This is a genomic window from Sphingobium aquiterrae (genome assembly GCF_037154135.1).
GTDB lineage: Bacteria > Pseudomonadota > Alphaproteobacteria > Sphingomonadales > Sphingomonadaceae > Sphingobium > Sphingobium aquiterrae.
On sequence record NZ_JBANFL010000016.1, the window covers coordinates 1 to 25,655 of the forward strand.

The following is a 25,655-nucleotide window of genomic DNA, read 5'->3' on the forward strand; positions in this document are numbered from 1 at the left end:
AAACCATCGAAATGAGGGGTCCCTTTTAGACGCCGATCACCCCGCTAACGGGGTCCTTTTTGCACGCCGATCCACAAGGTTGGCGCCAATGCCATTTTGGAAGTTGGCGAAGAAGCGGCCATATTTGATGTCGATCGCTGGCAGAGGCTGAAACCGATACTTGTCGGAGCCCATATAGGCGGGTTGATAGATGCCGCCGACACCGATCGCGAAATGGTCGCCATCGGGGCCACCCGGACCGCCCGGACCATCCTCCGGCGGCCCCTCGGCGGGCGGTGCCGCGACCGCCGGATTGACCGGCGGCTCGGTCTGTGCCTGGGCGATACCGTGCCAGAGGATAAAAGGAAGCGCCGCGGCAACCATGACTAGACGAGCGCGCATATGGGAAGAGTTTTGCATGTTTGATCCTGTGGTTATTGATCGGGGGATCGCCGGGGCTGGCGATAAAGCGAGGTGGCGCGCGAGGTCGGACGGTCGATCCCTCGGCCCGGTCTCGGCTGTCAGATCGTCGATTTCTTCGATGAGCCCTCGGGCGAACCCCGAATTGAAGAGGTTTTCGCGTTCCTGATGAGCCAGGCCACTGCCGTGCACACGGCGCAGGATCGCGTAGCGCCGGAGAGCTTCGAGCCTCTGGTTGGCGAGTGGCAGAGGCGTGAAGCCTGATCCGCGAAGCCAGCGCGCCGCGCGACCGGGCCGCTTCAAACTCGATGCTGGATCATTGCGCGCGAGCGCGATCACCGCCCGTTCGAGTTGCGTCAACGAGCCGGGCATCAGGACTTTCCCACATCAGCCCGGATACACCGGACAATCGCGATGGATGTGGCGCACGCCTTTGCTGCCTTCGAATTCATTGTCGGTCTCCAGCCGGTGAGACCGATCTCCTGAAGCCCGAATCTTCCGCCAACCTTTCAGGCGCGAAGCTTTATTTGGTAGAAATCAGGCGTTCGCGACGGTCGGCAACTAACGCGATGCCAGTGTGCCTTCCGGCGTCGCAACCGCCATGTAGCCGAGGCCTCGCAAAGTTCGGATCGAGACGCGCGCGCCTAAATCCGCCAGTTTGCTGCGCACCCGGTGCATATGAACGTGGATCGAATTTTCGGTATAATCCTGGTCCATCGAATGAAGGCTCTCGCCGAGCTGCGCCTTGGTAATGACCCGCTCCGGCGCCCGCAGGAAGCGTTCAAGGATGATGCTCTCGCCCCGCGACAGGCTGGCGCGGCCATCGCCAACCGCCAATTCCCTGGACGGAATGTCATAGACGACATCGCCATAGCGGATCACCTCCTCGGCGAGAGGAAGCGGCCGCCGTCCCAGCGCCTTCAATCGCGCGACGAGTTCTTCCATAGCGAAGGGCTTGACCAGATAATCGTCTGCACCGGCGTCGAGACCGCGCACGCGCTCGTTGACGCTTCCAAGCGCGGTGAGCAGCAGCACAGGCGTAGAAATGCCGGCGGCGCGAATACGGGCCAGAAGATCCAGCCCGCTTTGCGTTTCCAGCACGTTATGCCGCGCCAACATGATGTCGAGGATGACGACGTCATAAGGCACCATCTGCCAGGCGTGCCAACCATCCTCAGGCGTTTGGAAGAGATCGACCGAGAAGCCCGTGCGAATTAGGGACTTTCGCGTCGCCTCGCCTAGCTTTGTGTTGTCTTCGACAAAGAGCACCCTCATGCGCTTGAACTTCGCAAGTCGCTGGTCAGCGCCGTGGGGTTTGATGCGGAGCGGCGCCAGGATCGAGAGTTGCCCGCCGCATTGGCGGTCGCATCATCCCCTTCGGTAAAGTCCAACACAAAGCACGCTCCGGTTTCCGACGGACCCAGTCGCGCCGCGCCACCGTGCAGCACCATCACCCGGCTGACGATCGAGAGCCCAAGGCCGGCCCCGAACCCTTGAGCATCGGCTTTGCTGAACCGCTGAAACAGGCGATCGTGAAATCCCGGCGGAACGCCCGGCCCGTCATCACTGACGCTGAGGCGACCCGCTGGGTCGATCGAGACAACGATTTCGCTGCCGGACGGCGTATGGCGCGTGGCGTTTTCGAGCAGGTTGCGGATCGCCACTTCCACCAGGCCAGGCGCGCCTTCGCATGCCCATCGCTCACAGGCACTTTCGAAGGCAATACCGCGACCGCCTGCCACGACGGCACTCGCCATCTCACTGGTGACGGTGCGGGCCAATGCTACGAGATCAAAGGAGACTGTGAGTAAATCCTCTCCACTGTCGGTCTCGGCCAGCGCCAGTAGTTGAGCGATCAGGCGCCCAAGGCGCTCAAATTCCTCTATGGCGTCTTTCTGCTCTTCCGGCTCCAACAGGCTTTCGACCTGTGCCCGCAGGGTCGCCAGCGGGGTGCGCAACTCATGCGCGGCATTGGCGGAAAATTCGCGCTGGGCGCGCCATCCCGCCTCCAGCCGGTCGAGGGTGGCATTGAAGGCGATTACAAGGGGCACAACCTCTCGCGGTGTCGAACTCAGAGGGAGGCGCTGGCTAATCGTGGCAGGCCCAATGCCAGCGGCGCGCTCGGAAATTTGCCTCAGTGGCCGTAAGCCAATGCGCAACGCGACGAAAATGCCCGCCATCATGAACCCGACAATCAACAGGATCAGCGGCAGATTTGCGCTCGCCTCGCGGGCAAGGTTGTCAGGCTCCATCCGCTCTGCGAGCGAGTGAGAAACCGCATCAGGCAAGATCGCTAGAATTTGGACCGCCATGAAGACCATCGCCATGACCAGCACGACAGAGGGAAACAGAACCCATGTCAGAGAGAAGCCGCCTTGCTGGCCGTTCAGCTTGCGCGCCCTGCGGTTGAAAAACGAAAACATATGGGCGACGCCTCCTGACGTCGGACGCGGCTGCGGTCGCCGCGCTATTCGTAGTTGTGGTCCCTCAACCTTCCGCCAATCTTTCAATCCGAGCCGTGCGCTTTCTGATAGCACATCAACGGCCCCATTAAGCCGTGCAAAGGTAATGACGCTTCGTATGCACGGCAGAAGGCTTGGCGCTGCGGGTCAATCACGTGGCATTATTTTGCGCTGCCTCGATCGCGCTGGAGAGGTGATCATTCCACATCGCTAGCGCTTCGCGCTTTTCAGGTTTCCAGTCGTGACGTTGGTAGATGCCCGCCACTCCAGAACGCGAACCTCCGACGTGGTTGAGCACCGCTTCGGTCACCTCAAACCGAACGCCCAATCTTTGGAACCCAGTTGCCAATGTTCGCCTGAGGTCATGGAGGCGCCAAGGCAGGATGGAACTGCCGCCATCCTTTGAGATCAGCTTATCGAGCTTCGTCTTGCCCTTGTGATAAGCCGTGAACGCGGCGCCGGTCGCCGTTGGAAACACCCTCCCGCGAATTGGCCACTTTTCACTCCCCGCCATTTTGTCGAGTTCGGACACCGCGAGGTCGTTGAGCGGTATGGTGGTCGGCTCGCCGTTCTTTGTTCGATCGCCGGACAGCCGCATCTCACGTTCCCCGCGATCCAACTCATGCCAGTGAAGCCCACCAATCTCTTCGCGTCGCTGACCCGTGGCGATCAGAAGCCGAACGATGGGGCCGAAGCACCGATGGCATTCGGCCGCCTGAAGCCAGACTCTCGCCAGCTCGCTGTCGCTCAGCCAGCGCTCGCGAGGTTTAACGGCCTTCGGCGTTTCCATGCCTTCCATCGGGCTTCTGTCGATGTCGCCACGGCTCACCGCCCATCGAAATAGGCGCCTCAGCACCGCAAACACGTTGCGGCGATTGGCGGCCTGATCTGCGGGCATGCGATCGAACACGGCCACCACATCAATGCGCGTGATTGTAGGGAGCGCCTTGTCCCGCAGGACGGGCTTGACGTGTAGGTGAAGTGATCGCGTAACGAGCGTCGACCAACCTTTCCCTTTGCAGTCCGCCGCAAAGCGGTCGGCGTAGTTGGAAAAGGCAAGGTCGACGGCCTCGCGCCGTCGCTGCTTGTCCGATGCGACGGGGTCGATCCCTTGGGCGACAAGGCGGAGGAGTCTCGTCGCCTCCTCGCGAGCGGTGAAGGGCGTCCATGGCGAGCCATGACCGCCGATCGTGTAGCGACGCGTCTTCGCCTCGCGGCCACCCATCCGATACTGGACGACATAGGATGCAGAGCCGCCCGCCGTGATCTTCGCTCCGAACCCCTTCAGTTCGTCATCCCAAAGGAAGCCGGTAACAGCGCCTGCCTGGAGCGCGTCTAGGGTTCGCTTGGTGATTTTCCCGGTGGCCATGACGAACCTCATGTACCAGAAAAGTAATCACCCAGCAATCACCGAAACGGAAACCGGCGGCGGCAGGCGGCGGCGTGTTTCGGATTAAACTACTGAAATACATGAATTAGTTATGGTAAGTCATTGATCTAAATCCGCACGTATCGGAAGTACCAGACCTCATGGCCAAGGCGGCGGGCCTTGGCTTCATAGCGGGTTTCGGGCCAGCCGCCGGGGCGGGTGAGGAAATCCTGCGGGCCGGATGCCAGCCAGTCGAAGGCGGGGTGGCCGTTCATCACCATCATCGCCCAGCGCACATAGACGGGATGGTCCGTGCCGAAGCGGAATTCGCCGCCGGGCTTGAGCTTGCGGGCGATCATGGCGACGGGGCCGGGGTTCATCATCCGCCGCTTGGCATGGCGGGCCTTGGGCCAGGGATCGGGATGCAGCAGATAGACGAAACTCAGGGCGCCGTCCGGCACGCGGGCGAGCACGTCCAGCGCATTGCCCATGTGCAGGCGGACATTGCCCAAGCCACCGTCGCGGATATGGCCCAGCGCGGTGACGACGCCGTTCAGGAAGGGCTCGCAGCCGATGAAGCCATGATCGGGCAGCATGTCGGCGCGATAGGCGAGATGCTCGCCGCCACCGAAGCCGATCTCGAAATGCAGGGGGCGATCCCCATGCGCACTTGCGCCGAACAGGGCGGCGGCGGTGATCGGGCCTTCTTCCGGCACGGAAAGCGCGGGGAGCAGGCTGTCGACCAGCTCCTGCTGCCCGGCCCGCAGCTTGTGCCCGGACTGGCGGCCGTAAAGGCGGTTGAGCGTCGTGGGATCGCCGGATTTATGCGCGGTCATGGGGAGCGCGCTTAGCGGGCGCGGGCGCAGGGGGCAAGGCGGGAGATGATGGCGGGCGAGGGAGGAGCGGGCGGCGGCGCTGGGCACGCGCGGGCGGCGGCCGCTGTCCAGCCGCCGCCCGTGCCGATCCCGTGCCGATCAACAGGCCCTTATTTCGAACATTTGATGAATTTGCCCTTGGCGTCCTTGCACGGCGCCTTCTTGACCGGCGCCGCCGGCTTGGGCGGGCATTTGACGAACTTGCCCTTGGCGTCCTTGCAGGGGGCGGCATAAGCGGGGGCCGCCGCGCCGGCGACCAGCGACAGGGTGAGCAGGGCAGTCGCGATTGTCTTTTTCATGGCCGACGTCTTTTTCATGGCCGATCCTTTCCCGAGAAATATGCCGGCGCCGATGAATGCGACGGACGATGCCTTCATATTCCGGCCGATGGCCCCGGCAAAGTTACCTTTCGGTCATGTATGGGACAGGTGCATGCCATCCCCTGCGTCGTTCATGCTGCGACAAGAGCCACGCCCCAGAGCATAAGCGCCATACCGGCAATGCGTGACAGGGTTTTGCCGGCAGGCAGGAGCTTTTCGGCGGAAACCAGAGCGGTCAGCCCCGCGATCCACCAATAGTTCATGATACCGCCGGCGAACAGCACGGCCATCAACAGCCAGCAACAGCCTATGCAATATCCACCGTGCAGCAGGCCAAGCCTCAGCGCGCCGCCCAGCCCCGGACGCCAGTGGCGCGACAGGAACATGGCGGGCGAACGGCAATGGATGAGGCAGACATTCTTGATGGGCGACATCTGGTAGAGGCCGGCGGCGATCAGCGTTGCCGCCGCGAGCGGGGCGTGGGTGGCCCGCATCGACACCGCGTCCACCCACCCGATGCGCGTGGCCAGGATCTGCAGGGCGGCGGCAATCGCGGAGGCCGCCAGCCAGGCGAGCAGATAGCCCGACAGGAATATCCCGGAGGAGGCGATTGCAGAGGGGGCGATTGCGGATCGGCCGCTTCGTTCACGCCGGACGCGACCATAGAGCAGAATAGTGGGTGCGGCAGAGGGCAGCATCATCGCCGCCATCATGACCCACCACATCAACAGGGTGAGCAGAAGAGGCGGCGGGCCGGGCGGTGGCATGCCGGTCATCATGCCTTGGTCCATCGGCATCCCGGCGCCGGTCGCCGTCCAGAACCAGGCCAGGCCGGCGAGCAGGGCAATCGCGCCGACGATCACCGCGCGCTCCTGGCGCACGATCCGGTCCGTCAGCGCGACCCGGCCGGGCGGGAGGCGTTCAGGTGCGGACAACACCGTTGCTGTTGAGATGGATGTTGGCGAACTGGCCGTAGCTGTCCGAAAGTTCGAGCATCATCGGGCCGGTGGTCCTGCTCGATGCGCTGCCGATGTCCGCCACCGTATATTCAAAGCCTTCTGGCAGGACGATCTGCGCACGGGCCTGCGCGCCGGTCACTTTGTTCCGGATCGGCTCGCCGATCATCTCCACATAGCCGTCGATCACCATGCGGCCGCGCCGGGCTTCGATGTCGAGGTCCAGGTCGATGTCCGTGAACACCGGGGGATGCATGGTTTCGACAGTCGAGGCATAAACGGCGAACATGGTTGCGAACGGGTCCGTATCCTGCCCGGTCATGATCCTGAGCAGGGCGTTCCGCTGATCTTCCGTGGCGCGTTTCTCGACAAAGGCCAGCGCCTCGCCATGACCCTCGTGGATCGGCCCGGGCCATTTGAAGATCGCGGCGATCCGCAGCCCGTCAAGGCGGGTTTCGTCATGATGACCCTCGTCTATCTGGATGCCGGCCACGGCGTGGCAGTGGCCCTTGTCCGGGAGACCATTGAACTGACAGTTGCAACCATAGTCGCAAGAGCAGTTTACAAGTTCGCGGCCCTTAAATTCCCATCTTGCCATCGAAACGCCTCCTGAGCGGCCGAAGTGCGATCCTTATAGCACAGATTCAGGGGCATTCGAAGTGGCGCGGGCCGGTTCGCCTGCGCTCTTCCGCGAGCGATTTCCGGGCGCCGGAGCCGACAAACGAAAAGGGCGCCCCGACGGGACGCCCTTTTCCTGTTTTCCTGTCCGGAGACGGCTCAGGCGCCGAGCGCGGCCTTCAGCTTGTCGACCAGATCGGTCTTTTCCCAGGGGAAGAAGTCGCCTTCGGGCTTGCGGCCGAAATGGCCATAGGCGGCAGACGGCTGGTAGATCGGCTTGTTGAGGCCCAGATGCGTACGGATGCCGCGCGGGGTGAGGCTGCCCAGTTCCTTGATGCCCTTGATCGCATCCTCGATCTTGTCGTCGCCGACGGTGCCGGTGCCATGGGTGTCGACATAGAGCGACAGCGGCTCCGACACGCCGATGGCGTAGGCGAGCTGGATGGTGCAGCGCTTGGCCAAGCCGGCCGCGACGATGTTCTTCGCCAGATAGCGCGTGATATAAGCGGCCGAACGGTCGACCTTCGTCGGGTCCTTGCCGCTGAACGCGCCGCCGCCATGGGGCGAGGCGCCGCCATAGGTGTCGACGATGATCTTGCGGCCGGTCAGGCCCGCGTCGCCATCGGGCCCGCCGATCTCGAAGCTGCCGGTCGGGTTGATGTGATAGACGGTCTCGTCCGAGAGCAGGTCGGCAGGCAGGATGCCCGCGATCACGCCCTTCACATAATCCTTCAGCTCGGCTTCCTTCTCGCCCTCGTCATAGCCCTTGCCATGCTGGGTGGAGACGACGATCGCGGTGGCGGCGACCGGCTTGCCGTCGTTGAAGCGCAGCGTGACCTGGCTCTTGGCGTCGGGCTCCAGGAAAGGGGCCGCGCCGGAGTGGCGGTCGGCGGCCATCTTCGCCAGGATCTTGTGGCTGTAGTCCAGCGTCGCCGGCATCAGGTCCGGGGTTTCGTCGCAGGCGAAACCGAACATGATGCCCTGGTCGCCGGCGCCTTCATCCTTGTTGCCGCTGGCGTCGACGCCCTGTGCGATATGCGCGGACTGGCCGTGCAGGTTGTTTTCGAAACGGAAGGTCTGCCAGTGGAAGCCGTCCTGCTCGTAACCGATCTTCTTCACCGTCTCGCGGACGGTCTTTTCGATTTCCTCCTGGGCACCCGGCGCCCATGCGCCGTCCTCATAGACGCCCTTGCAGCGGATTTCGCCGGCGAGCACCACGAGCTGAGTCGTCGTCAGCGTCTCGCACGCGATGCGGGCTTCAGGGTCCTTGGACAGGAAGAGATCGACGATCGAGTCGGAAATCTGATCGGCGACCTTGTCGGGATGGCCCTCGGACACGCTTTCCGAGGTGAAGAGATAATTGCTGCGCATGGGACTCCGATTATCGGCTGCGGTGGAAAAGCGATATAAAGAATTATTTATATGCCCTTTAGCGAGCCCTTCGCCGCAAGGCAACGGCCAAGCCGAAAAGCATGATCGCAAGCAGCATCGGCGCGACATTGCCCATGCGCGAGAATGGCGTGGGGCCGGCGGGCGGGGGCAGCAGCGTGTCGATATAGCCTGCGCGTTGATGCGGCAGGCTTTTGCGCACGCGGCCCTGGGCATCGACCACGGCGGAAATGCCGGTGGGGGTGGAGCGGATGATCGGCATCGCCTCCTCGATCGCGCGGAGCCGGGCTTGGGCGAGATGCTGCGGCGGGCCCCAGCTGCCGAACCATGCGTCGTTGGAGGGGTTGAAGATGAAGGCGGGGCGATTCGCCGCGTCCACGACATGGCCGGAGAAGATGATCTCATAACAGATCTGGCCACCCATCTTCATCGCCGGGCGGCCGGGCGCGGCGGGCAGCGGCAGGCTTTGCGCGCCGGGGCCGGGCCAGAAATCGACGTCTCCGGGGACGAGGCGGGAAAGGCCCAGCGGCGCCAGCAGCGCGCGCATCGGCAGATATTCGCCATAGGGGACAAGATGCGCCTTGTCATAGCGGCCGGTCAGGCGGCCATCGGGGGTCAGCGCCCACAGGCTGTTGGCGGCGCCCGCGATGACGCGGTCGGTATAGGCGCCGCCGCCTGGCAGGGCGATCGGCTTGTCCTTGAAATAGACCTTCGATCCGCCGAGCAGCAGCAGGTCGTTGGGGCCGAGCAGGCCGGCGATGCGGAAGCGCCATTCCGGCTCCATGTCCAGATAGGCGGGCACGGCGGCTTCGGGCCAGAAGATCAGGCGCGGCGTGTCGGATGCGCGGCCGGACAGGGTGGCGAGCTTCTGGAAATTGCGTTCCTCGAACGCGTCCACATATTTGTCCTGCTGGCCGATATTGGGCTGGACCACGCGGATGCGGATGGTGCCTGCCGGTCCCGCGCCATGGGTCGCGATCTGGCCCCAGAAGATGAGCGCACATAGCGGCAAGATGATGGCCGTGGCGGCCTTCGCATGCCGGCGGATAGCAAGCAGCACGCCGCCGCCGGCCAGGATCGCCAGCCCCGAAAGTCCGTAGGTGCCGATGATCGTGGCGGCCACCGCCGCGCCGCTGGGCAGCCAGAGGGCGCCCATCGGGTTCCAGGCAAAGCCGGTGAACAGCGTGGCGCGCAGCCATTCGGCCATGATCCACGCAGCGGCGAACAGCAGGACGAAGCCGGGGAGCGGGAGGGCGAGGCGCTTGCGCCCCCACCATGCGGCAAGGGCGGCAAGCGCCGGATAGATCGCCAGATAGAGCGAGAGCAGGACGACCGCGCCATAGCCGAACCAGTGCGGCATCGCGTCCTGGAAGGTGAAGGCGTGGGCGATCCAGTTGAGGCCGACGGTGAAATGGCCGAGCCCGAACAGCCAGCCGCGCAGGAAGGCGGATCGCCTGTCCGGCGCATCGGCGATAAGCTGCGCCAGCATGGCGAGGCACGCGATGGTCAGCGGCCAGAAGTGGAGCGGCGCAAAGCCCGTGGCGGAAAGGAGCCCGGCGGCGAGCGCGGTGGTTTTGGGAGCACGCATGAACACGGCTGACGCTATCGCGCGGGTTGGTGACAGTTGCAATCGTTGAAGCGGCTGGAGGCGGGAGGGTTTGAAGGGAGCGTCATGACTCAAGCGCTACCGCCGGTAGATTTGCCATGACCGCCCATGACGGACGCCCCGCAGGCCATGCCTCACCCTGCGCTCAATATCCGCGCAAGGTCCACGAAATCGCCGACCGTCAGCGTTTCCGCCCGCCGGTCCGCGGCGATGCCCAGGGTGGCGAGCGCGTCCAGCGCGCCGGGCACGCCCTTCAGGCTCTGGCGCAGCATCTTGCGGCGCTGGCCGAAGGCGGCGGCGGTGAGCTGTTCCAGTTTCCTGAGGTCCACGCCCTCGGGTGCATCCATGGGTTCGATATGGACGACGGCGGACATCACCTTGGGCGGCGGGGTGAAGGCGCTGCGGTGGACCTTCATCGCGATCTTCGCGCGCGCGCGCCACTGGGCGAGCACGGCAAGGCGGCCATAATGGTCGCTGCCCGGCGTCGCGACGATCCGCTCGGCCACTTCCTGCTGGAACATGAGCGTGAGGGACGACCACCATGGGCGGCCGGCTTCCCCCTCCCAGGGCTGGGAGAGCCAGCCGATGAGCAGGGCGGTGCCGACATTATAGGGCAGGTTGGCGACGATATGCGCGCCTTCGCCCGCCAGCGCCCGCGCATCGAGCGCCATGGCATCGCCGGAGATGACGGTGAGCTTGCCGGGAAAGGCATCCGACAGTTCGGCAAGCGCGGGCAGGCAGCGATGGTCGCGCTCCACCGCCACCACCTGCGCCCCGGCGCGCAGCAGCGCGCGGGTGAGGCCGCCGGGGCCGGGGCCGACCTCGAACGCGGCCTTGCCGGCGAGCGGGCCGGGAATGGCGGCGATGCGGTCCAGCAGCTGTTCGTCGAACAGGAAATTCTGCCCCAGCGCCTTGCTCGCCTGCAGGCCGTGGGCGGCGATCACCTCCCGTAATGGGGGGAGCTTGGGCCGCAGTGCCGGGCGGGCAGGGGGCGGGTCTGCCGGGGCGGTCATACGGGGCTCAGCCCTCGAAGGCGAGGCGGTGGCGCGCGGCCGACGCCGCCATGCGGATCGCCGCGATGGTCGCGCCCGGATTGGCGACATTGTGCCCCGCAATGCCGAAGGCGGTGCCGTGATCGGGCGAGGTGCGGATGATCGGCAGGCCCAGGGTCATGTTGACGCCATCGTCGAAATACAGCGTCTTGATGGGGATCAGCGCCTGATCGTGATACATGCACAGCGCCGCATCGTAGGTTTCGCGGGCGCGGGGGTGGAACATGCCGTCGGCCGCCTGCGGGCCGCTGATCGACAGTCCCTCGGCGGCCAGCGCCTCGATGGCGGGGATGATGATGTCCAGCTCCTCGCGGCCCAGCGCGCCCTGCTCGCCGGCATGCGGGTTGAGGCCGGCGACGGCAAGGCGTGGGGCGGCGATGCCGAAATTGCGTTGCAGCCCCCGCGCCGTCACCAGCGCGCGGGCGCGGATGAGGTCGGTGGTGAGCGCGGTCGGCACCGCGCTCAGCGGGATATGGATGGTGATGGGGACGACGCGCAGGCCCGGCCCCGCCAGCATCATCACCGCATTTTCAGGCGCCACGCCACACCGTTCGGCGACGAATTCGGTCTGGCCGGGATGGGTGAAGCCGATGCCGTAAAGCTGCGTCTTGCCGACCGGGGCGGTGATGAGCCCCGCCGCCGATCCCGCGCGGGCAAGGCCGACGCCGACCTCCAGCGCCTGCAGGGCGGTATGCGCGCCCTCGATGGTGGGCTGGCCGGGAACGACCTCCCCCGCATCGGCGACGTTGAGGCAGGGGAGCGCACTGGCAAAGGCGGCGGACGCCTCTTCAGGGCTGGAGATTTCGGCGATGGGGCCACGCCACGCCGCGCGCAGGGACCGTGCGTCGCCGATGGCGAAGAAGCCGGGCAGGCCGCGCGCGTCGCGCATGTCCCATGCCTTGCCCACCACTTCGGGCCCGATGCCCGCCGGATCGCCAAGCGAAATGGCGAAGGGCGGGAGAGGCGGATGCGTGCCGCTCGCCACGGCCGCCATCAGTTATAGTCGATGACGGCGTCACGACGCAGGTCGCGCAGATAGATGCGCGCCCGCTTGTTCACCCGCTCATCCTCCATCTGCGCCATGATCTGCTCGAAGGACGGTGCGCCGGCCGCCTGCGGCTCGTCGCGGCCGCACATCACGAGGACGCGCACGCCATCCGTGACGGAGCCGAAGGGCGGCGTCGATTCGCCGATCTGGAGGGCGAGCAGCATGTCCTGCAGCTGCGGCGGCAGGTCGCGCACCTTCACGCCGTCATTGTCCACCACGTCGGCGCCGATGGTCTTGCCGACCTGGTCGGCCGCGCCGCATCCCTTGATCTCCTTGGCGGCGGCGGCGAAGGCGGCGGCCTTTGCATTGGCCTGCTCCTTGGTCGTGCCCGCGGGGAACTGGAGCGAAAGCTGCTTGAGGCTCATGATGCCGTCGCGCGGATCGGCGGTCAGCACCTTGCGCTTGTCCATGACGTAGATCAGGCTGAAGCCGCCGGGGACGGGAACGGGGCCGGCGATCTGGCCGACGTTCATGTCGCTGGCCGCGCGGGCCAGCTCGTCGGGCAGCTGCGCCGGGCGGACCCAGCCCAGATCGCCGCCGACCGCTGCGGTCGAGGCTTCCGAAAACTGGCGCGCATAGGCGGCGAAGGAGCCGCCCTGCTTGATCTGGTCGATGATGTTGCGGGCGTTGGCGGCAATCTGCTCGCTGTTTTCGGGCGTTGCCGACAGGTAGATTTCGCCGATGCGGAACTCGTCGCTGCCCTTGGCCGCGTTCAGGCGGTCGACGACCGAGCGCACCTCGTCCTCGCCGACATTGACGAAGGGTTGCACATTGCGGCGCAGCAGGCGGTTCCAGGCCAGCTCGCCTTCGATCTGGCGCTTGATGCTGGCCGACGAGCTGCCCTGCTCGCGCAGATATTTTTCGAAGTCGGTGGGCGACTTGCGGAAATTCGCCGCGACCCGCTCATAGCTCTGGTCGATCTCCGCCCTGTCGACCTTGATGTCGTTGGCGGCGGCTTCCTGAATCTGCAGCGTCTCGTCGATCAGGTTGCGCAGCACCTGCAGGCGCAGCCTTTCCTTCTCCTCGTCGGACACCTTGCCGCCATTGGCGGTGATGATGAGCGCCAGGCGCTGATCGATGTCCGTGCCGGTGATGATCCGGCCGTTGACGATCGCCGTCGCCTTGCGGACATTGGGATCGGTCTTGCCGAAGAAGGAAATGTCCTTGGGCAGGTTGAGGCTGGCGGAGGGCAGGTCCATCCCTTCCTCGCCGACGGTCTGGGCCGGAGCGGTTGCGGCCAGGCACAGCGAAACCGTGCCCAGGACGGGCAGCGCATAATTCGCCCAGCGGGCGGCAGACACGGAAAACTTCATCGACGAGGTTACTCTCCACATGGTCGACCGGCGGACGGCGTGCATCGTTTCATGGGCCGTTCGGCATTAACCGGCGCTGAGCAGAGCTGCCCCGCAGGCCGGTTGTCCAACGGCATCAGGTCGCTCCTCTTATATGCCAAGATTGCGAAAAGCGAGTCGCAGCAGAAAGCTGTTGCCACGCCGCGCATCGCCCACGACGCGATAGTCCCGCTTCCACGTCAGCCCCAGTTCCAGGCAGTCGTCCGCATAGGCGATGCCCAGCCGGTGGCGCACGGGCTGATAGCCGTCGGAAAGGGAGAGCGGGTCTTCCTTCGAGCTGGTCAGGTCGATCACCGTCGAGCCGAAGGCGGACCAGAACCGCGCGAACTGCACCCGGCCGCCAAGGCGCAGCTCCTCGCGGTCGCTCAGGTCCTCGAACGTCGTGTCGGCATTGCGGTTGAGCCGCAGATAGCCGACCATGGCATAGGTCTTCTTGCTGCCGATCGTGGCGTCGACCTCGTTGCGGCGGATGGCCAGATTGTCCTTGTCCAGCCGGTAGCGGTGGATGAAGCTGACCAGATTGCGATAGCGGATGGTGGTGCGGCCGACGATGTCGGACGTCTTGTCGGACAGGCCGGTGCCGTCGGGCAACAATGTGCCGCGCGAATTGAGGCGATAGCTTTGGCCCACGACCATGTCGACCGACAGGTTCGGCCGATCCAGCTGATATTCCAGGCCATAGGTGACGCGGCTCGAATCCTCGAACCGGTCATAGCCGGCGAAGCGGTTGAGCGCGAAGAGGTTGCTGTCCTCCAGATCGACGGCGCGGGCGTCTTCATTGGGCACGGACATGTTGGCGATCCGGGGCGATGCCACGATCTGCACGCGCGGGGTGATCCGCTGGGTGCCGCCGAACGCCTCGCCGATGAAGGGCCAGCGCATGTCGGCCGCCGCCGCCGCGATGCCGCGCGCGCGCCAGCCGGAATCGCCGCGGTAGATGACGGTCGAGGTCAGCTCATTCTGGTCGCTGTGATAGACGTCGCCGCGCAGATAGCCGGTCAGCGTGATTTCCTGCCCCAGGCCGGTCAGCGTGCGCAGGTTCCATTCGGCGGCGCCGAAGGCGCGCTGGGTGTCCTGCCCCGTGGTGCGGGTGATCGCAAGGCTGTTCGCCTGGATCTGCAGCCTGCCGCCCAGGATCGGGTCGGGCAGGCGCAGGCGCCAGTCGATGACCGGCAGGGCGATCGGCACATGGCCCTGGCTGTCGTTGGTGCGCAGCGTCTGCGCGGCCCAGCCGGCCAGCGAGAAATAGCTGTTCTCGCCGATTCGTTCGGCCTGGAGGGTCGAGCGCAGCCGGTCGTCGCGGCTGATGTCGTAGCGGCGCAGGAAGGTGCGGTCGGTGGTGACGCGCAGCGAACCGCTGACGCTCCATTCCGGGTCGAGCTGCAGCCGGCCGCTGGCGTCGATATAGCCGCGGAAATCCCGGGTGCTGAGCGTCACCGTGGGGTCGCTGGTCGACTGGCGGCGGCCATAGGTGGCGTAGCCCGTGACCTGATAGGCGCCCTTGTCCAGCAAGGTGCGATAGCTGCCCTGGATCATCGGCAGCACCTGCGAATAGAGATGCGGCGTGATCGTCAGGTCGCGATTGGGCGCGATCTTGAGATAATAGGGCAGGGAGATGTCCGCCCCATTGTTCCGGTCATAGCGGAAATCGGGCACCAGCAGGCCGCTGCCGCCCCCGCCGCCTACCGGATGGGAGAGGCCGGGCAGCGGAATGAGCGGCAGGCCGAACAGCTCCATGCGCGCGTCGGTATAGGTCACGCGCTGGCGGAAGGGATTGTAGACGACCTTCACCGCCTTGATCTGCCAGGTCGGTTCCTTGGGGCATCCGGCGCTCGTTTCCACTGCGCAGGCCGTGTAGACCGCGTGGTTGAGCGTGTAGATGCCGTCCTTGCGCGCGCCCTTGACGGAGGCGAGGCGGCCGCCGGTCTGCAGCACGACCAGCATGTTCTCCACCACGCCGTCCTTCAGCGTGTCGGTTACGTCGAAGCGGTCGCCATAGGCGATATTGCCTTCCGGGTCGGTGACGGAGACATTGCCGCTCGCCTCCACCTTGCCGCTGTCACGGTGCCAGACGACGGTGTCGGCGCGCAGGCGGTTGCCTTCCCGCACCAGCTGCACATTGCCGCTGGCCGTCACGACCTCCGCATTGGAATCATATTGCAGCTGGTCGGCGGCAAAGCCGATTTCCTCGTCGCTTGCCGGGACGGGCGCGTCGGCGGCGGGCGGCTGGGCCTGCGGCGCCTGAAGCTCCTGCGCGCGCGCAGGCATGCTGGCGCCGGCCATCAGCAGGATCGTGCTCCATCCTATCAGCGGTCTGGACATTCGGGTCGGGGAGCAGATCATCGGGTCGGCGCGCGGCTTCCAGGCAATATGAAACCTGCCTATTGCACCCCTTCGCCCGCGCCGCAATCGCCTTGCATCGCAAGAGCGGGCGGAAATCGGTCGAAGCGCTGGTCAGACGCGCATCGGCGCACTATCTGGCATAAACATCCCCGGCCGCAGGAACATGCGTTCCGTCCGCGCCAAGATTGTCATTCCTAAGGAGTCCACATGGAAATCGTCGTCAGTCCTTCCCGGCCCGCAGCAGCCGACACGCTGGTCTTCGCGATCGGCAAGGATGCGTTGGGCGACCTTCCCGTCGAAGCATCGCGCACGATCGTCGCCGGGGCAAAGGCGGCGCGCTTTGCCGGCGAGGCGGGCGCGACCTTCGAGAGCTTTGCCGAGGAAGCGGGCGAGACGGTACGGATCGTGCTGGTCGGCACGGGTGCCGGCACGGCGGCGGACATGGAGCGGGCCGGCGGGGCGCTGGTCGCCCGGCTCGCGACCTCCGGCGCGGTGCATGCCGCGGTCGCCTTTCCCGGCGGCGCGACCGGCGACGGCGCGGCGCGCGTCGGCCTGGGCGCGGTGTTGCGCGCCTGGCGGATCGACACCTATCGCACCCGCCAGCCCGAAAAGGCGAAGCCGACGCTGATGCAGATCACGCTGGTGACGAGCGAGGAGAGCGCCGCGACGGCATGGGCGCGGCATCGGGCGGTGGCGCAGGGCGTGGCCTTCACCCGCGAGCTGGTGTCCGAGCCGGCCAATATCCTCTATCCCGAGAGCTTCGTGGAACGCTGCCGCCCGCTGGCCGAACTGGGCATCGAGATCAGCGTGCTGGACGAGACGGAGATGGCCGCGCTCGGCATGGGCGCGCTGCTGGGTGTGGCGCAGGGTTCGGTGCGCAAGCCCCGGCTGCTCGCGATGAAATGGGACGGCACGGGCGGCGCGCAGGAAACGCCGCTGGTGCTGATCGGCAAGGGCGTGACCTTCGACACCGGCGGGATCTCCATCAAGCCGGCGGCCGGCATGGAAGACATGAAGTGGGACATGGGCGGCGCCGGCGCGGTCGCGGGCGCGATGATGGCGCTCGCCACGCGCAAGGCGAAGGCGCATGTCGTGGGCATTTGCGGCCTGGTCGAGAATATGCCGGACGGCAATGCGCAGCGCCCGGGCGATATCGTGACGTCGATGTCGGGCCAGACCATCGAAGTCATCAACACCGATGCCGAAGGCCGGCTGGTGCTGTGCGATGCCGTCACCTGGGCGCAGAAGACCTACAAGCCGCAGGTGGTGATCGACCTGGCGACGCTGACCGGCGCGATGATTATCTCGCTGGGCGACCAGCATGCCGGTGTGTTTTCGAACGATGACGGGCTGGCCGACGATCTGATCGCGGCGGGCAAGACGGCGGGCGACCCGCTGTGGCGCTTCCCGCTGTCCGACGCCTATAACAAGCTGATCGACAGCCCGATCGCCGACATGAAGAATGTCGGTCCGCGCGGGGCCGGTTCCATCACCGCCGCGCAGTTCATCAGGCGTTTCGTCGACGAGGGCGTGAAATGGGCGCATCTCGACATTGCCGGCATGGTGTGGGCGGACAAGCCCGGCGCGACATGGGACAAGGGCGCGACCGGCTTTGGCGTGCGCCTGCTCGACCAGCTGGTGGCCGACAGGTTCGAGGCATGATCCCGGCCGCGCGCCGCGCCGGTCGCTGAAAAAGGCGCGGCCCCGCGATGCGCGTCGATTTCTACCAGCTCAGCCGCCAGCCGGTGGAGCAGGTGCTGCCGGTGATCGCCGGCCGCCTGCTCGACGGCGGCGCGCGGCTGGTGGTGGTGGGGGATGACGATCGGCTGCGGCGCATTTCCCAGGCGCTGTGGACCAGTGCCCCCACCAGTTTCCTGGCCCATGCCCGAGCGGGGGAGGGGATGGACGAGGCGCAGCCGATCCTGCTGTCGTCCAGCTGCGAAGCCGCCAATGGCGCGACCAACATCGCGCTGGCCGACGGGCTGTGGCGGGACGAGGCGCTAGGCTTTGCCCGCAGCTTCTATTTCTTCGATGCCGAGACGATCGACGGCGCGCGGGCGGCATGGCGCGCGCTGGCCCGCAATGAAGAGGCGGAAACCCATTTCTGGCGGCAGGACGGCCGCAAATGGGTGGAAGGGCCGTAACGGGCACCCGGCCCTGCACGCCCGGGGCCGCCCGCCTGCCTCTCCCCGCAACGCCCCGGCCCAAAAACCGCCATTTCGGTGGGCTGTCGCGCCCATCTCCCTCCGTCATGGCGCAACCCGCTGGCGCCGCGCCGGCCAATGGCCTTGCCGTTGTCATCCGACGCGGCTAAAGGCGCCCGCAGTTTCCCTATAATTGAACGATGGAAAGTCATATCCCATGGCCGTTACCCGCACTTTTTCGATCATCAAGCCCGACGCGACCCGTCGCAACCTGACGGGCGCGGTCACCAAGATGCTTGAGGAAGCCGGCCTGCGCGTCGTCGCTTCCAGGCGCATCCAGATGACCCGCGAACAGGCCGAGGGCTTCTATGCCGTCCACAAGGAGCGCCCCTTCTTCGCCGATCTGGTCAGCTTCATGATCTCCGGCCCGGTCGTGGTGCAGGTGCTTGAGGGCGAAGACGCCGTGAAGCGCAACCGCGACATCATGGGCGCCACCAACCCCGCCAATGCCGATGCCGGCACGATCCGCAAGGAACTGGCGGAATCGATCGAGGCGAACTCGGTCCATGGTTCGGACAGCGAAGACAATGCCGCGATCGAGATCGCCTATTTCTTCAAGGCGGACGAAATCGTCGGCTGATCGAACGGCAATGCCAAGATGAAGAGGGCGCGGATCGTTTCCGCGCTCTTTTTCTTTTGGGGTGCTCGTCCGGGTGGGCCGGGCGCCTATTCGCGGAAGGGCGGCAGGCCCCGGACCCAGCGCATGTTCACCCGGGCCTGCGCCTTGTCCGGCGGCGCATGCTGGACCAGCGAAAGCCCGCTCAGCGTGACGCGATGGCCGACGAAGGTCCGCCCCTTCACCGCATAGCCGATGTCGTAGATGGCGGTGTCGCGATAGCTGTCGCCATCGACCACGAACAGCGTCTCGATCGCGACGGGCAGCCGTTCGTCGCCGCGGCTGTCGTCGGGCATGCCGGCCCGGCCGCGCGCATTCTTCAGCGCCTCCTCGAACCAGTCCGACTCGATTCGCGCTTCGCCGGCGGTGTTCACCGGCGCGAGTTTCAGGTCTTCGGGAAAGCGGATGGTCTGGCTCTGGATCGTCTGGCCCTGGGCCGCTGGGGCGATCTCCAGCCGGGTGCCGCGTGCGGCGGGCGTGGCGGTGAGGACCAGCATCGCGGCCTTGCCGGAGGTGCGCGCCTCCTGCGCGGCTTCGCGCGCGGCGGTGTCGCGGCGCTCGGACCAGCTGTTCCAGAGCGTCAGCCCGGAAATGAGGACCGCGACCACCGCCAATATCTCGCCCAGCGTGATCCAGCGACGGCGAATCGCGGCCGCTTCGGCGCGCTGCGCTGCCGCTTCGTCCCTGCCTGCCGTCCCGTTTTTCCCCGCCGGGGGCGTGGAATGATCGTCGACCATGGCGTTGCTCCCCCGTTGCGACTGGCCTGTCCCGGCTGGACGCATTGCCATGAAGATGCTGTCAGTCGGCTGAACTGTCCATCAGAACTGGTCGGCGACGTCCATCAGGCCGGTCAGCTTGCGCGGAGCGACGCTGCGCCAGCTGCGTTCCAGCCAGCCGGCGATATGGTCCCAGTCCGTATGGCGGCCAAGAATGATGCCGATCCAGCCGGCGGCGCCGAAATAGGCGGGGCGGTAATAAAGGTCGGGGTCGCCTTCGATCAGCATCGCATGTTCTTCGGGGGCGGCGGTCTTCACAATCAGCGCGACGATGCCGTCGCCATGATGATCCTGCGTGAAATAGGCGAATTTCTTGCCCTTCTCGATGCCGAAGCAGGGCATGCCATGGGACGTGACCTCATCGGTCGCGGGCAATTGCGCGACGAGCGCGCGCAGTTTTTCCAGCAACGCCTCGGGCGTGCTCTCGCGGGTGACGAAATCGGCGAGCGTGCGCGAATAGAGCTGATGCTCGGCGATGAGCGTGCGGGCGGCGAGCGCATCGGCGGTGTCGCCACGCAGGATGGCGACCTTCGTCTGCCCCAGCACCGGGCCGTCATCCAGCTCGGCGGTCACGACATGGACCGAGCAGCCCGCCCATGTGTCGCCCGCCTCGATCGCGCGCTCATGGGTGTGCAGCCCCTTATATTTGGGGAGCAGGGAAGGGTGGATGTTGAGCATCCGTCCCTCCCATCCGGCGACGAATTCCGGCGAGAGCAGGCGCATATAGCCGGCCAGCGCGACATATTCGGCGCCCGCCGCGCGCAGCTGCGCGTCGATGATCGCGTCGAACTCCGCGCGTTTCAGCCCCTTGTGGCTCTGGCCGAAGGTCGCGATGCCCTCTGCCATGGCAAAAGCGAGGCCGGGCACGTCGGGGTCGTTGGCCGCGACCAGCACGACCTCATAGGGGCAATCGGCCGCCTTGGCCGCATAGACCAGCGCCGCCATGTTCGATCCACGGCCGGAAATGAGGATGCCGACTTTGGCCTTGGTCATGGCTTTTATCCCAGATGCGTCGCCGTCCAGTCGCTGCGCGCGCTCCAGGTCTCGACCGATCCCTTGACGGTGCAGCCCTTTTCGCCCGCTTCGATGCCGCCGATCACATGCACATCCTCGCCCGCCTCGATCAGCGCCGCGCGCACAGCGTCGGCCTGCGCGGGGTCGACCGCCAGCACCATGCCGATGCCGCAGTTGAAGGTGCGGGCCATTTCCTCCGGCTCGATATGCCCCTGCGCCTGCAGGAAGGCCATCAGGCGCGGCTGGGCCCAGCTGTCGGCGTCGACGGTTGCATGGCAGCCTTCAGGCAGCACGCGGGGGATGTTTTCCAGCAGGCCGCCGCCGGTGATGTGGGCCAGCGCGTTGATGCTGCCCGCGCGCACCAGCGGCAGCAGGCTCTTCACATAGATGCGCGTCGGCGCCATCAGCGCGTCGATCAGCAGCACTTCATTGTCGAACAGGGCAGGGCGATCCAGCTTCCAGCCCTTGTCGGCGGCCAAGCGACGGACCAGCGAGAAGCCGTTGGAATGCACGCCCGAAGACGCGATGCCGAGCAGGATGTCGCCCGCCTTCACCCTCGATCCGGTGAGCGCCTGGGCACGTTCCACCGCGCCGACGCAGAAACCGGCAAGGTCATAATCGCCAGCCGCGTACATGCCCGGCATTTCGGCGGTTTCGCCACCAATCAGCGCGCAGCCGGCGATGCGGCACCCCTCGGCAATGCCCGCGATCACGCGCTCGGCGACGCCGCTCTCCAGCTTGCCGGTGGCATAATAGTCGAGGAAGAACAGCGGCTCGGCGCCCTGCACGATCAGGTCGTTGACGCACATCGCCACCAGATCGATGCCGACGCCATCGTGGCGATCATGGTCGATGGCGAGCTTCAGCTTGGTGCCGACGCCGTCATTGGCCGCGACCAGCAGCGGATCGTCATAGCCCGCCGCCTTCAGGTCGAAGAAGCCGCCAAAGCCGCCCAGCTCCGCGTCCGCGCCGGGGCGACGGGTCGCCTTGGCGAGCGGGGCGATGGCGCGCACCAGCGCGTTGCCGGCGGCGATATCCACGCCTGCCTTGGCATAGCTATAGGAGCCGCCGCTTTGGGAGCTGTCTGTGGCGGAGGGCGTTTCTGTGGGCTTGCTCATGCGCGCCGCCCTAGCCGTTTGCCGGATTTTATCAAGTCGGGCTGCGCGCAATCGCGCTTGGCTTCGCGGCATTTTGTCGTCAAAAGGGCGCCGTGACCCCGACCTTCGCTTTGCCTCGCCTGACCATCCGGCCGTTGCACATCGCCTTTCTGGCCATCGTGGCGCTGGCGGGAGCGGCGCTGATCGCCCAGATCGAGGGCGAGCGCGGCGTGCCGCCCATCGCCAGCGGCGGCGATTTCGAGGTGAGCAGCGTCAAGGTGGACATGTTCGCCCCCAATGCCGAAGCGGCGCGCATGGCCGGCTGGCGACAGGCGCAGCGGCTTGCCTGGCGGACGCTGTGGACCCGCACCAACCCCGGCACCGGCGCGCCTGTGCTCTCCGATTCGCAGCTGGAAGCGATCGTCTCGGGCATCGAGGTGCAATATGAACAGATCGGCCCCAATCGCTATATCGCGACCCTGGGCGTGCTGTTCGATCGCGCGCGCGCCGGCCAGATTCTGGGCTTCAAGGGGGCGACGATGCGCTCCCCGCCGCTGCTGGTCATCCCCGTGCTGTGGGATGGCGGCATGGCGACATCCTATGAAAGCGTGAACCGGTGGCAGGAAGCCTGGGCGCGGTTCCGCACCGGCGACAGCGCCATCGACTATGTCCGCACCAGTGGCACCAGCGCCGATCCGCTGTTGCTCAACAATGGCCAGATCGGGCGGCGCAGCCGTTTGTGGTGGCGGGTGCTGCTCGATCAATATGGCGCCGCCGATGTGGTGATCCCCATCGCGCGGCTGCATCGGCTGTGGCCGGGCGGGCCGGTGGAAGGGCATTTTGCCGCCCGCTACGGCCCCGACAACAGCCTGATCGGCACCTTTGCCCTGCGCGCCGCCAATGAGGCCGCCTTGCCGGCGATGATGGACCAGGCGGTCCAGCGGATCGACCAGCTTTATGTGCAGGCGCTGATCTCCGGCCAGTTGCGCCCCGACCCGTCGCTGGTGATCGAGGAGCCGGTGGACCCGGACCTGCTGCCGACGGACAATGCCGCCGACGCGATCGAGACGGTCGATGTGCCGGTGGCCGCCAGTATCGGCAGCTTCTCGGTCCAATATGATACGCCCAATGTCGGCTCCGTCTCCCAGGGGGAGGCAGTGCTGCGCAGCATTGCCGGCGTGCGGTCGGCATCGACCAGCAGCCTTGCGCTGGGCGGCACCTCCGTCATGCAGGTGAGCTTCGAGGGCAGTGTCGATTCGCTGCGCACGGCGCTCCAGGCGCGCGGCTATACCGTCAGCGTTGCCGGCACGACCCTGCGCATCCGCCGCGTGGCCGCAGCGCCGGCGCCCGCCCAGTGACCCAGATCGGCCTGCCCTTCGACTGGAGCGGGCAGGGGGGAGAGGGCGCCTTCCTGGTCAGCGAGGCGAATCAGATCGCGGTGCGCCATCTGGAAGGCTGGCGCGACTGGAAGGTGCGGACCAGCATCCTCTCCGGCCCGCCGCGCTCGGGCCGCAGCATCTTGGCGCGGCAATTCGCCGCCGCATCCGACGGTACGGTGATCGAGCAGGCTGAGCAGGTGGAGGACGAGCTGCTGTTCCACGCCTGGAACCGTGCGCAGCTGGAGGGGCGGCCGCTGCTGCTGGTCGCCGATCGCCCGCCGGCGGAGTGGCGCGTGACGTTGCCCGATCTCAAATCCCGCCTTGCCGCCGCCCCCCATGTGGCGATCGCCCAGCCGGACGAGGCGCTGGTGCGGGCGCTGATCGAGCGCGGGCTCGCGGCGGCGGGCACGGCCTGGGCGGCGGATGTCCCCGATTTCCTCGTGCGCCGTATCGAGCGCAGCTATGATGCGGTGGCTGCCGTGGTCGACCGGCTCAACCACGCCTCCGTGGCTGCAGGCAGGAAGATTTCTGTCGTGATGGCAAAAGAAGTCCTGCAATCGGCCGGCCTTTTGCCTATAGTCCGGGGCGACCCCGCGCCCTGCGCGTCGCGCCAGATCATCAAGGAGGCATAGTGGCCGAAGTCGACCCCGCCGCCGTTGCCCTCGCCGTGCCGGCAGACCGTTTTTTCAATCGCGAACTCTCCTGGCTGGCGTTCAACCAGCGGGTGATGGAGGAAGCGACCAATGCCGCGCATCCGCTGCTGGAGCGGCTGCGCTTCCTGTCCATCTCGGGCAATAATCTGGACGAATTCTTCTCCGTCCGGGTCGCGGGCCTCAAGGGGCAGCAGCTGCAGGACGTGGACCTGCGCTCCGCCGATGGGCTGACCCCGGCGCAGCAGCTCGCGGCGATCTCCGCGGAAGCTGACCGGCTGATGGCGCAGCAGCAGCGGGTCTGGCACGCGCTGCACCCGGAGCTGGCGGCGGCGGGCATATTGGTGATCGGTGAAAAGACCATCGACCCGGAAGCCGACGCATGGCTGGAAAATCATTTTCAGGAACAGATTTTCCCGATCCTGACGCCGCAGGCGCTGGACCCGGCGCACCCCTTTCCCTTCATCCCCAATCAGGGGCTGTCGATCGTCTTCGACCTTGTCCGCCTGTCCGACAAGCAGTCGGTGCGGGAACTGGTGATGATCCCCGGCACCCTGTCGCGATTCGTGCGCGTGCCCGGCGAACCGGCGCGCTATATCGCGCTGGAGGCGATCATCCGGCGCTTCTCCGGCAAGCTGTTCCCCGGCTATCGGGTGAAGGAAAGCGGCGTCTTCCGCATCATCCGCGACAGCGATATCGAGCTGGAGGAAGAGGCCGAAGACCTCGTCCGCTATTATCGCAGCGCCATCAAGCGCCGCCGGCGCGGCCGCGTGATCCGCCTTGAGATCGAGGAGCGGGTGCCCGAAGCGGTCGAGGAGATGCTGCAGGAAATGCTGCAGGGCCATGATGCGATCGTTGCCGAAACCAGCGGCTTCGTGGGCATGGGCGACCTGGCCACGATTGTCGACGAAGACAGGCCGGACCTGAAGTTCGAGCCCTATGCCCCGCGTTTCCCCGAAAGAATCCGCGAATATGGCGGCGACTGCTTTGCCGCGATCCGGGCCAAGGACATCATCGTCCACCACCCTTATGAGAGCTTCGACGTCGTCATCGCCTTCCTGAAGCAGGCGGCGGCCGACCCGGACGTGGTGGCGATCAAGCAGACGCTCTACCGCGCGGGCAAGCAATCCGCCGTCATCCGCGCGCTGATCGATGCGGCGGAGGCGGGCAAGTCCGTGACCGCCGTGGTCGAGCTGAAGGCCCGGTTCGACGAGGAGCAGAACCTGCTATGGGCAAGCGCGCTGGAGCGGGCGGGCGTGCAGGTCGTCTATGGCTTCATCGACTGGAAGACCCATGCGAAGGTCTCCATGGTGGTGCGGCGCGAGAGCGAGCAGTTCCGCACCTACTGCCATTTCGGCACGGGCAATTACCACCCGATCACCGCGCGCATCTATACCGACCTCAGCTTCTTCACCGCCGATCCGCGGCTGGGGCGGGATGCCGCCGCGCTGTTCAACTATATCACCGGTTATGTCGAGCCGCAGCATCTGGAAGTGCTGACCATCTCGCCCCGCAATCTGCGCGATACGCTGGGCGAACAGATCGATGCGGAGATCGACCATGTGCGTGCCGGCCGGCCCGGCAGCATCTGGGTGAAGGTGAACTCGCTGGTCGACCCGGCGATCATCGAAAAGCTCTATGCCGCCAGCAATGCCGGGGTCCAGATCGACCTGATCGTGCGCGGCATCTGCTGCCTGCGGCCGGGCGTGCCGGGCATGTCGGAGAATATCCGGGTGAAGTCCGTCGTCGGCCGCTTCCTGGAGCACAGCCGCATCGCCGCCTTCGGCAATGGCCAGTCGCTGCCCAATAACGGGGCCAAGGTGTTCATCAGCTCGGCCGACTGGATGCCGCGCAATTTCGACCGCCGGGTCGAATATCTGCTGCGGATCGAGAACCCGACCGTGCATGATCAGGTGCTCGACCAGGTGATGGTCGCCAACCTCATCGACAATGAACAGAGCTGGGTGCTGGAAAGCGACGGGCGCTATCGCAGGCTGGTGCCCAATGACCGGCCGTTCAACCTGCATCGCTATTTCATGACCAATCCATCGCTGTCCGGGCGCGGCGCGGCCATGGACACTGCCGAGGCGGTGCCCAAGCTCAGCCTGCGTCGCCGGCCGTGACCATGGT

23 protein-coding genes are annotated in these 25,655 nt (G+C 66.0%); 6 read left to right on the forward strand and 17 right to left on the reverse strand.

The genetic code is table 11. The features are described from left to right. Positions 1–36: 36 nt before the first annotated feature. The 14 genes from WFP78_RS16585 to WFP78_RS16650 all read right to left on the reverse strand — a co-directional run bounded on the left by WFP78_RS16585 (position 37) and on the right by WFP78_RS16650 (position 15,768). A complete protein-coding gene (locus tag WFP78_RS16585; RefSeq protein ID WP_336964795.1) occupies positions 37–771 on the reverse strand; it encodes a MipA/OmpV family protein in 735 nt (244 codons plus the stop codon). A 189-nt stretch (positions 772–960) separates the two neighbouring features. After that, positions 961–1,674 carry a response regulator transcription factor gene (locus tag WFP78_RS16590; RefSeq protein WP_336964798.1) on the reverse strand — a complete coding sequence of 238 codons (714 nt, stop codon included), beginning with the start codon at positions 1,672–1,674 and terminating at the stop codon, positions 961–963. Continuing rightward, positions 1,671–2,822 carry a sensor histidine kinase gene (locus WFP78_RS16595; protein ID WP_336964801.1) on the reverse strand — a complete coding sequence of 384 codons (1,152 nt, stop codon included), beginning with the start codon at positions 2,820–2,822 and terminating at the stop codon, positions 1,671–1,673. Before WFP78_RS16595 ends, WFP78_RS16590 begins: the two co-directional genes overlap by 4 nt. A gap of 190 nt (positions 2,823–3,012) precedes the next feature. Beyond that, the gene (locus WFP78_RS16600; RefSeq protein WP_336964804.1) at positions 3,013–4,230 is read right to left on the reverse strand and encodes a tyrosine-type recombinase/integrase; all 1,218 of its coding nucleotides are present in this window, start codon (positions 4,228–4,230) and stop codon (positions 3,013–3,015) included. Between the two features lie 128 nt (positions 4,231–4,358). Then, entirely contained in the window at positions 4,359–5,066 is a 708-nt protein-coding gene (gene trmB, locus WFP78_RS16605) for a tRNA (guanine(46)-N(7))-methyltransferase TrmB (protein WP_336964808.1), read from the reverse strand. A gap of 149 nt (positions 5,067–5,215) precedes the next feature. Continuing rightward, a complete protein-coding gene (locus WFP78_RS16610) occupies positions 5,216–5,404 on the reverse strand; it encodes a hypothetical protein (RefSeq protein WP_336964811.1) in 189 nt (62 codons plus the stop codon). Between the two features lie 152 nt (positions 5,405–5,556). Then, positions 5,557–6,360 (reverse strand): DUF2182 domain-containing protein, encoded by an 804-nt coding sequence (locus WFP78_RS16615; protein ID WP_336964814.1) that lies wholly within the window; start codon positions 6,358–6,360, stop codon positions 5,557–5,559. Beyond that, the gene (locus tag WFP78_RS16620) at positions 6,347–6,979 is read right to left on the reverse strand and encodes a DUF1326 domain-containing protein (protein ID WP_336964817.1); all 633 of its coding nucleotides are present in this window, start codon (positions 6,977–6,979) and stop codon (positions 6,347–6,349) included. Before WFP78_RS16620 ends, WFP78_RS16615 begins: the two co-directional genes overlap by 14 nt. 179 nt (positions 6,980–7,158) lie before the next feature. Further along, positions 7,159–8,370 (reverse strand): methionine adenosyltransferase, encoded by a 1,212-nt coding sequence (gene metK, locus WFP78_RS16625; RefSeq protein ID WP_336964820.1) that lies wholly within the window; start codon positions 8,368–8,370, stop codon positions 7,159–7,161. A 58-nt stretch (positions 8,371–8,428) separates the two neighbouring features. Next, positions 8,429–9,976 carry an apolipoprotein N-acyltransferase gene (gene lnt / locus WFP78_RS16630; protein ID WP_336964823.1) on the reverse strand — a complete coding sequence of 516 codons (1,548 nt, stop codon included), beginning with the start codon at positions 9,974–9,976 and terminating at the stop codon, positions 8,429–8,431. Between the two features lie 152 nt (positions 9,977–10,128). Continuing rightward, positions 10,129–11,007 carry a 16S rRNA (adenine(1518)-N(6)/adenine(1519)-N(6))-dimethyltransferase RsmA gene (gene rsmA, locus WFP78_RS16635; RefSeq protein ID WP_336964826.1) on the reverse strand — a complete coding sequence of 293 codons (879 nt, stop codon included), beginning with the start codon at positions 11,005–11,007 and terminating at the stop codon, positions 10,129–10,131. A 7-nt stretch (positions 11,008–11,014) separates the two neighbouring features. Then, positions 11,015–12,040: a 4-hydroxythreonine-4-phosphate dehydrogenase PdxA gene (gene pdxA / locus WFP78_RS16640; protein WP_336964829.1), complete on the reverse strand. Its 1,026-nt coding sequence runs from the start codon at positions 12,038–12,040 to the stop codon at positions 11,015–11,017. After that, positions 12,040–13,407, reverse strand: a complete 1,368-nt coding sequence (locus WFP78_RS16645; RefSeq protein ID WP_336964832.1) for a peptidylprolyl isomerase — start codon at positions 13,405–13,407, stop codon at positions 12,040–12,042. The genes pdxA and WFP78_RS16645 overlap by 1 nt, the downstream gene beginning before the upstream one ends. Positions 13,408–13,536: 129 nt before the next feature. After that, positions 13,537–15,768: an LPS-assembly protein LptD gene (locus WFP78_RS16650; protein ID WP_419722987.1), complete on the reverse strand. Its 2,232-nt coding sequence runs from the start codon at positions 15,766–15,768 to the stop codon at positions 13,537–13,539. Between the two features lie 228 nt (positions 15,769–15,996). On the opposite strand from WFP78_RS16650, the gene WFP78_RS16655 reads away from it, so the two are divergent. From WFP78_RS16655 to ndk, 3 genes are all read left to right on the forward strand, one after another. Continuing rightward, positions 15,997–17,451, forward strand: a complete 1,455-nt coding sequence (locus WFP78_RS16655; RefSeq protein WP_336964838.1) for a leucyl aminopeptidase — start codon at positions 15,997–15,999, stop codon at positions 17,449–17,451. Between the two features lie 47 nt (positions 17,452–17,498). Then, a complete protein-coding gene (locus WFP78_RS16660) occupies positions 17,499–17,933 on the forward strand; it encodes a DNA polymerase III subunit chi (RefSeq protein ID WP_336964841.1) in 435 nt (144 codons plus the stop codon). Between the two features lie 217 nt (positions 17,934–18,150). Then, positions 18,151–18,573, forward strand: coding sequence for a nucleoside-diphosphate kinase (ndk, locus tag WFP78_RS16665; RefSeq protein ID WP_336964844.1), 423 nt, complete (start codon positions 18,151–18,153; stop codon positions 18,571–18,573). Between the two features lie 86 nt (positions 18,574–18,659). Here ndk and WFP78_RS16670 read toward each other — a convergent pair whose 3' ends face one another. From WFP78_RS16670 to purM, 3 genes are all read right to left on the reverse strand, one after another. After that, the gene (locus tag WFP78_RS16670; protein WP_336964847.1) at positions 18,660–19,346 is read right to left on the reverse strand and encodes a hypothetical protein; all 687 of its coding nucleotides are present in this window, start codon (positions 19,344–19,346) and stop codon (positions 18,660–18,662) included. A gap of 81 nt (positions 19,347–19,427) precedes the next feature. After that, positions 19,428–20,378, reverse strand: coding sequence for a phosphoribosylglycinamide formyltransferase (gene purN / locus WFP78_RS16675; protein WP_336964850.1), 951 nt, complete (start codon positions 20,376–20,378; stop codon positions 19,428–19,430). A gap of 5 nt (positions 20,379–20,383) precedes the next feature. Continuing rightward, positions 20,384–21,517 carry a phosphoribosylformylglycinamidine cyclo-ligase gene (purM, locus tag WFP78_RS16680; RefSeq protein ID WP_336964853.1) on the reverse strand — a complete coding sequence of 378 codons (1,134 nt, stop codon included), beginning with the start codon at positions 21,515–21,517 and terminating at the stop codon, positions 20,384–20,386. Between the two features lie 92 nt (positions 21,518–21,609). Between purM and WFP78_RS16685 the strand changes: the two genes are divergently transcribed. From WFP78_RS16685 to WFP78_RS16695, 3 genes are read left to right on the forward strand one after another with little or no spacing between them, the layout of a single operon-like run. Next, positions 21,610–22,854: a heavy-metal-associated domain-containing protein gene (locus WFP78_RS16685; RefSeq protein ID WP_419722988.1), complete on the forward strand. Its 1,245-nt coding sequence runs from the start codon at positions 21,610–21,612 to the stop codon at positions 22,852–22,854. Next, on the forward strand, positions 22,851–23,507 hold the full coding sequence (locus WFP78_RS16690; protein WP_336964856.1) for an HdaA/DnaA family protein: 657 nt from the start codon (positions 22,851–22,853) through the stop codon (positions 23,505–23,507). The genes WFP78_RS16685 and WFP78_RS16690 overlap by 4 nt, the downstream gene beginning before the upstream one ends. After that, positions 23,507–25,648, forward strand: a complete 2,142-nt coding sequence (locus WFP78_RS16695; protein ID WP_336964858.1) for an RNA degradosome polyphosphate kinase — start codon at positions 23,507–23,509, stop codon at positions 25,646–25,648. Before WFP78_RS16690 ends, WFP78_RS16695 begins: the two co-directional genes overlap by 1 nt. The last annotated feature ends 7 nt before the right edge of the window (positions 25,649–25,655 follow it).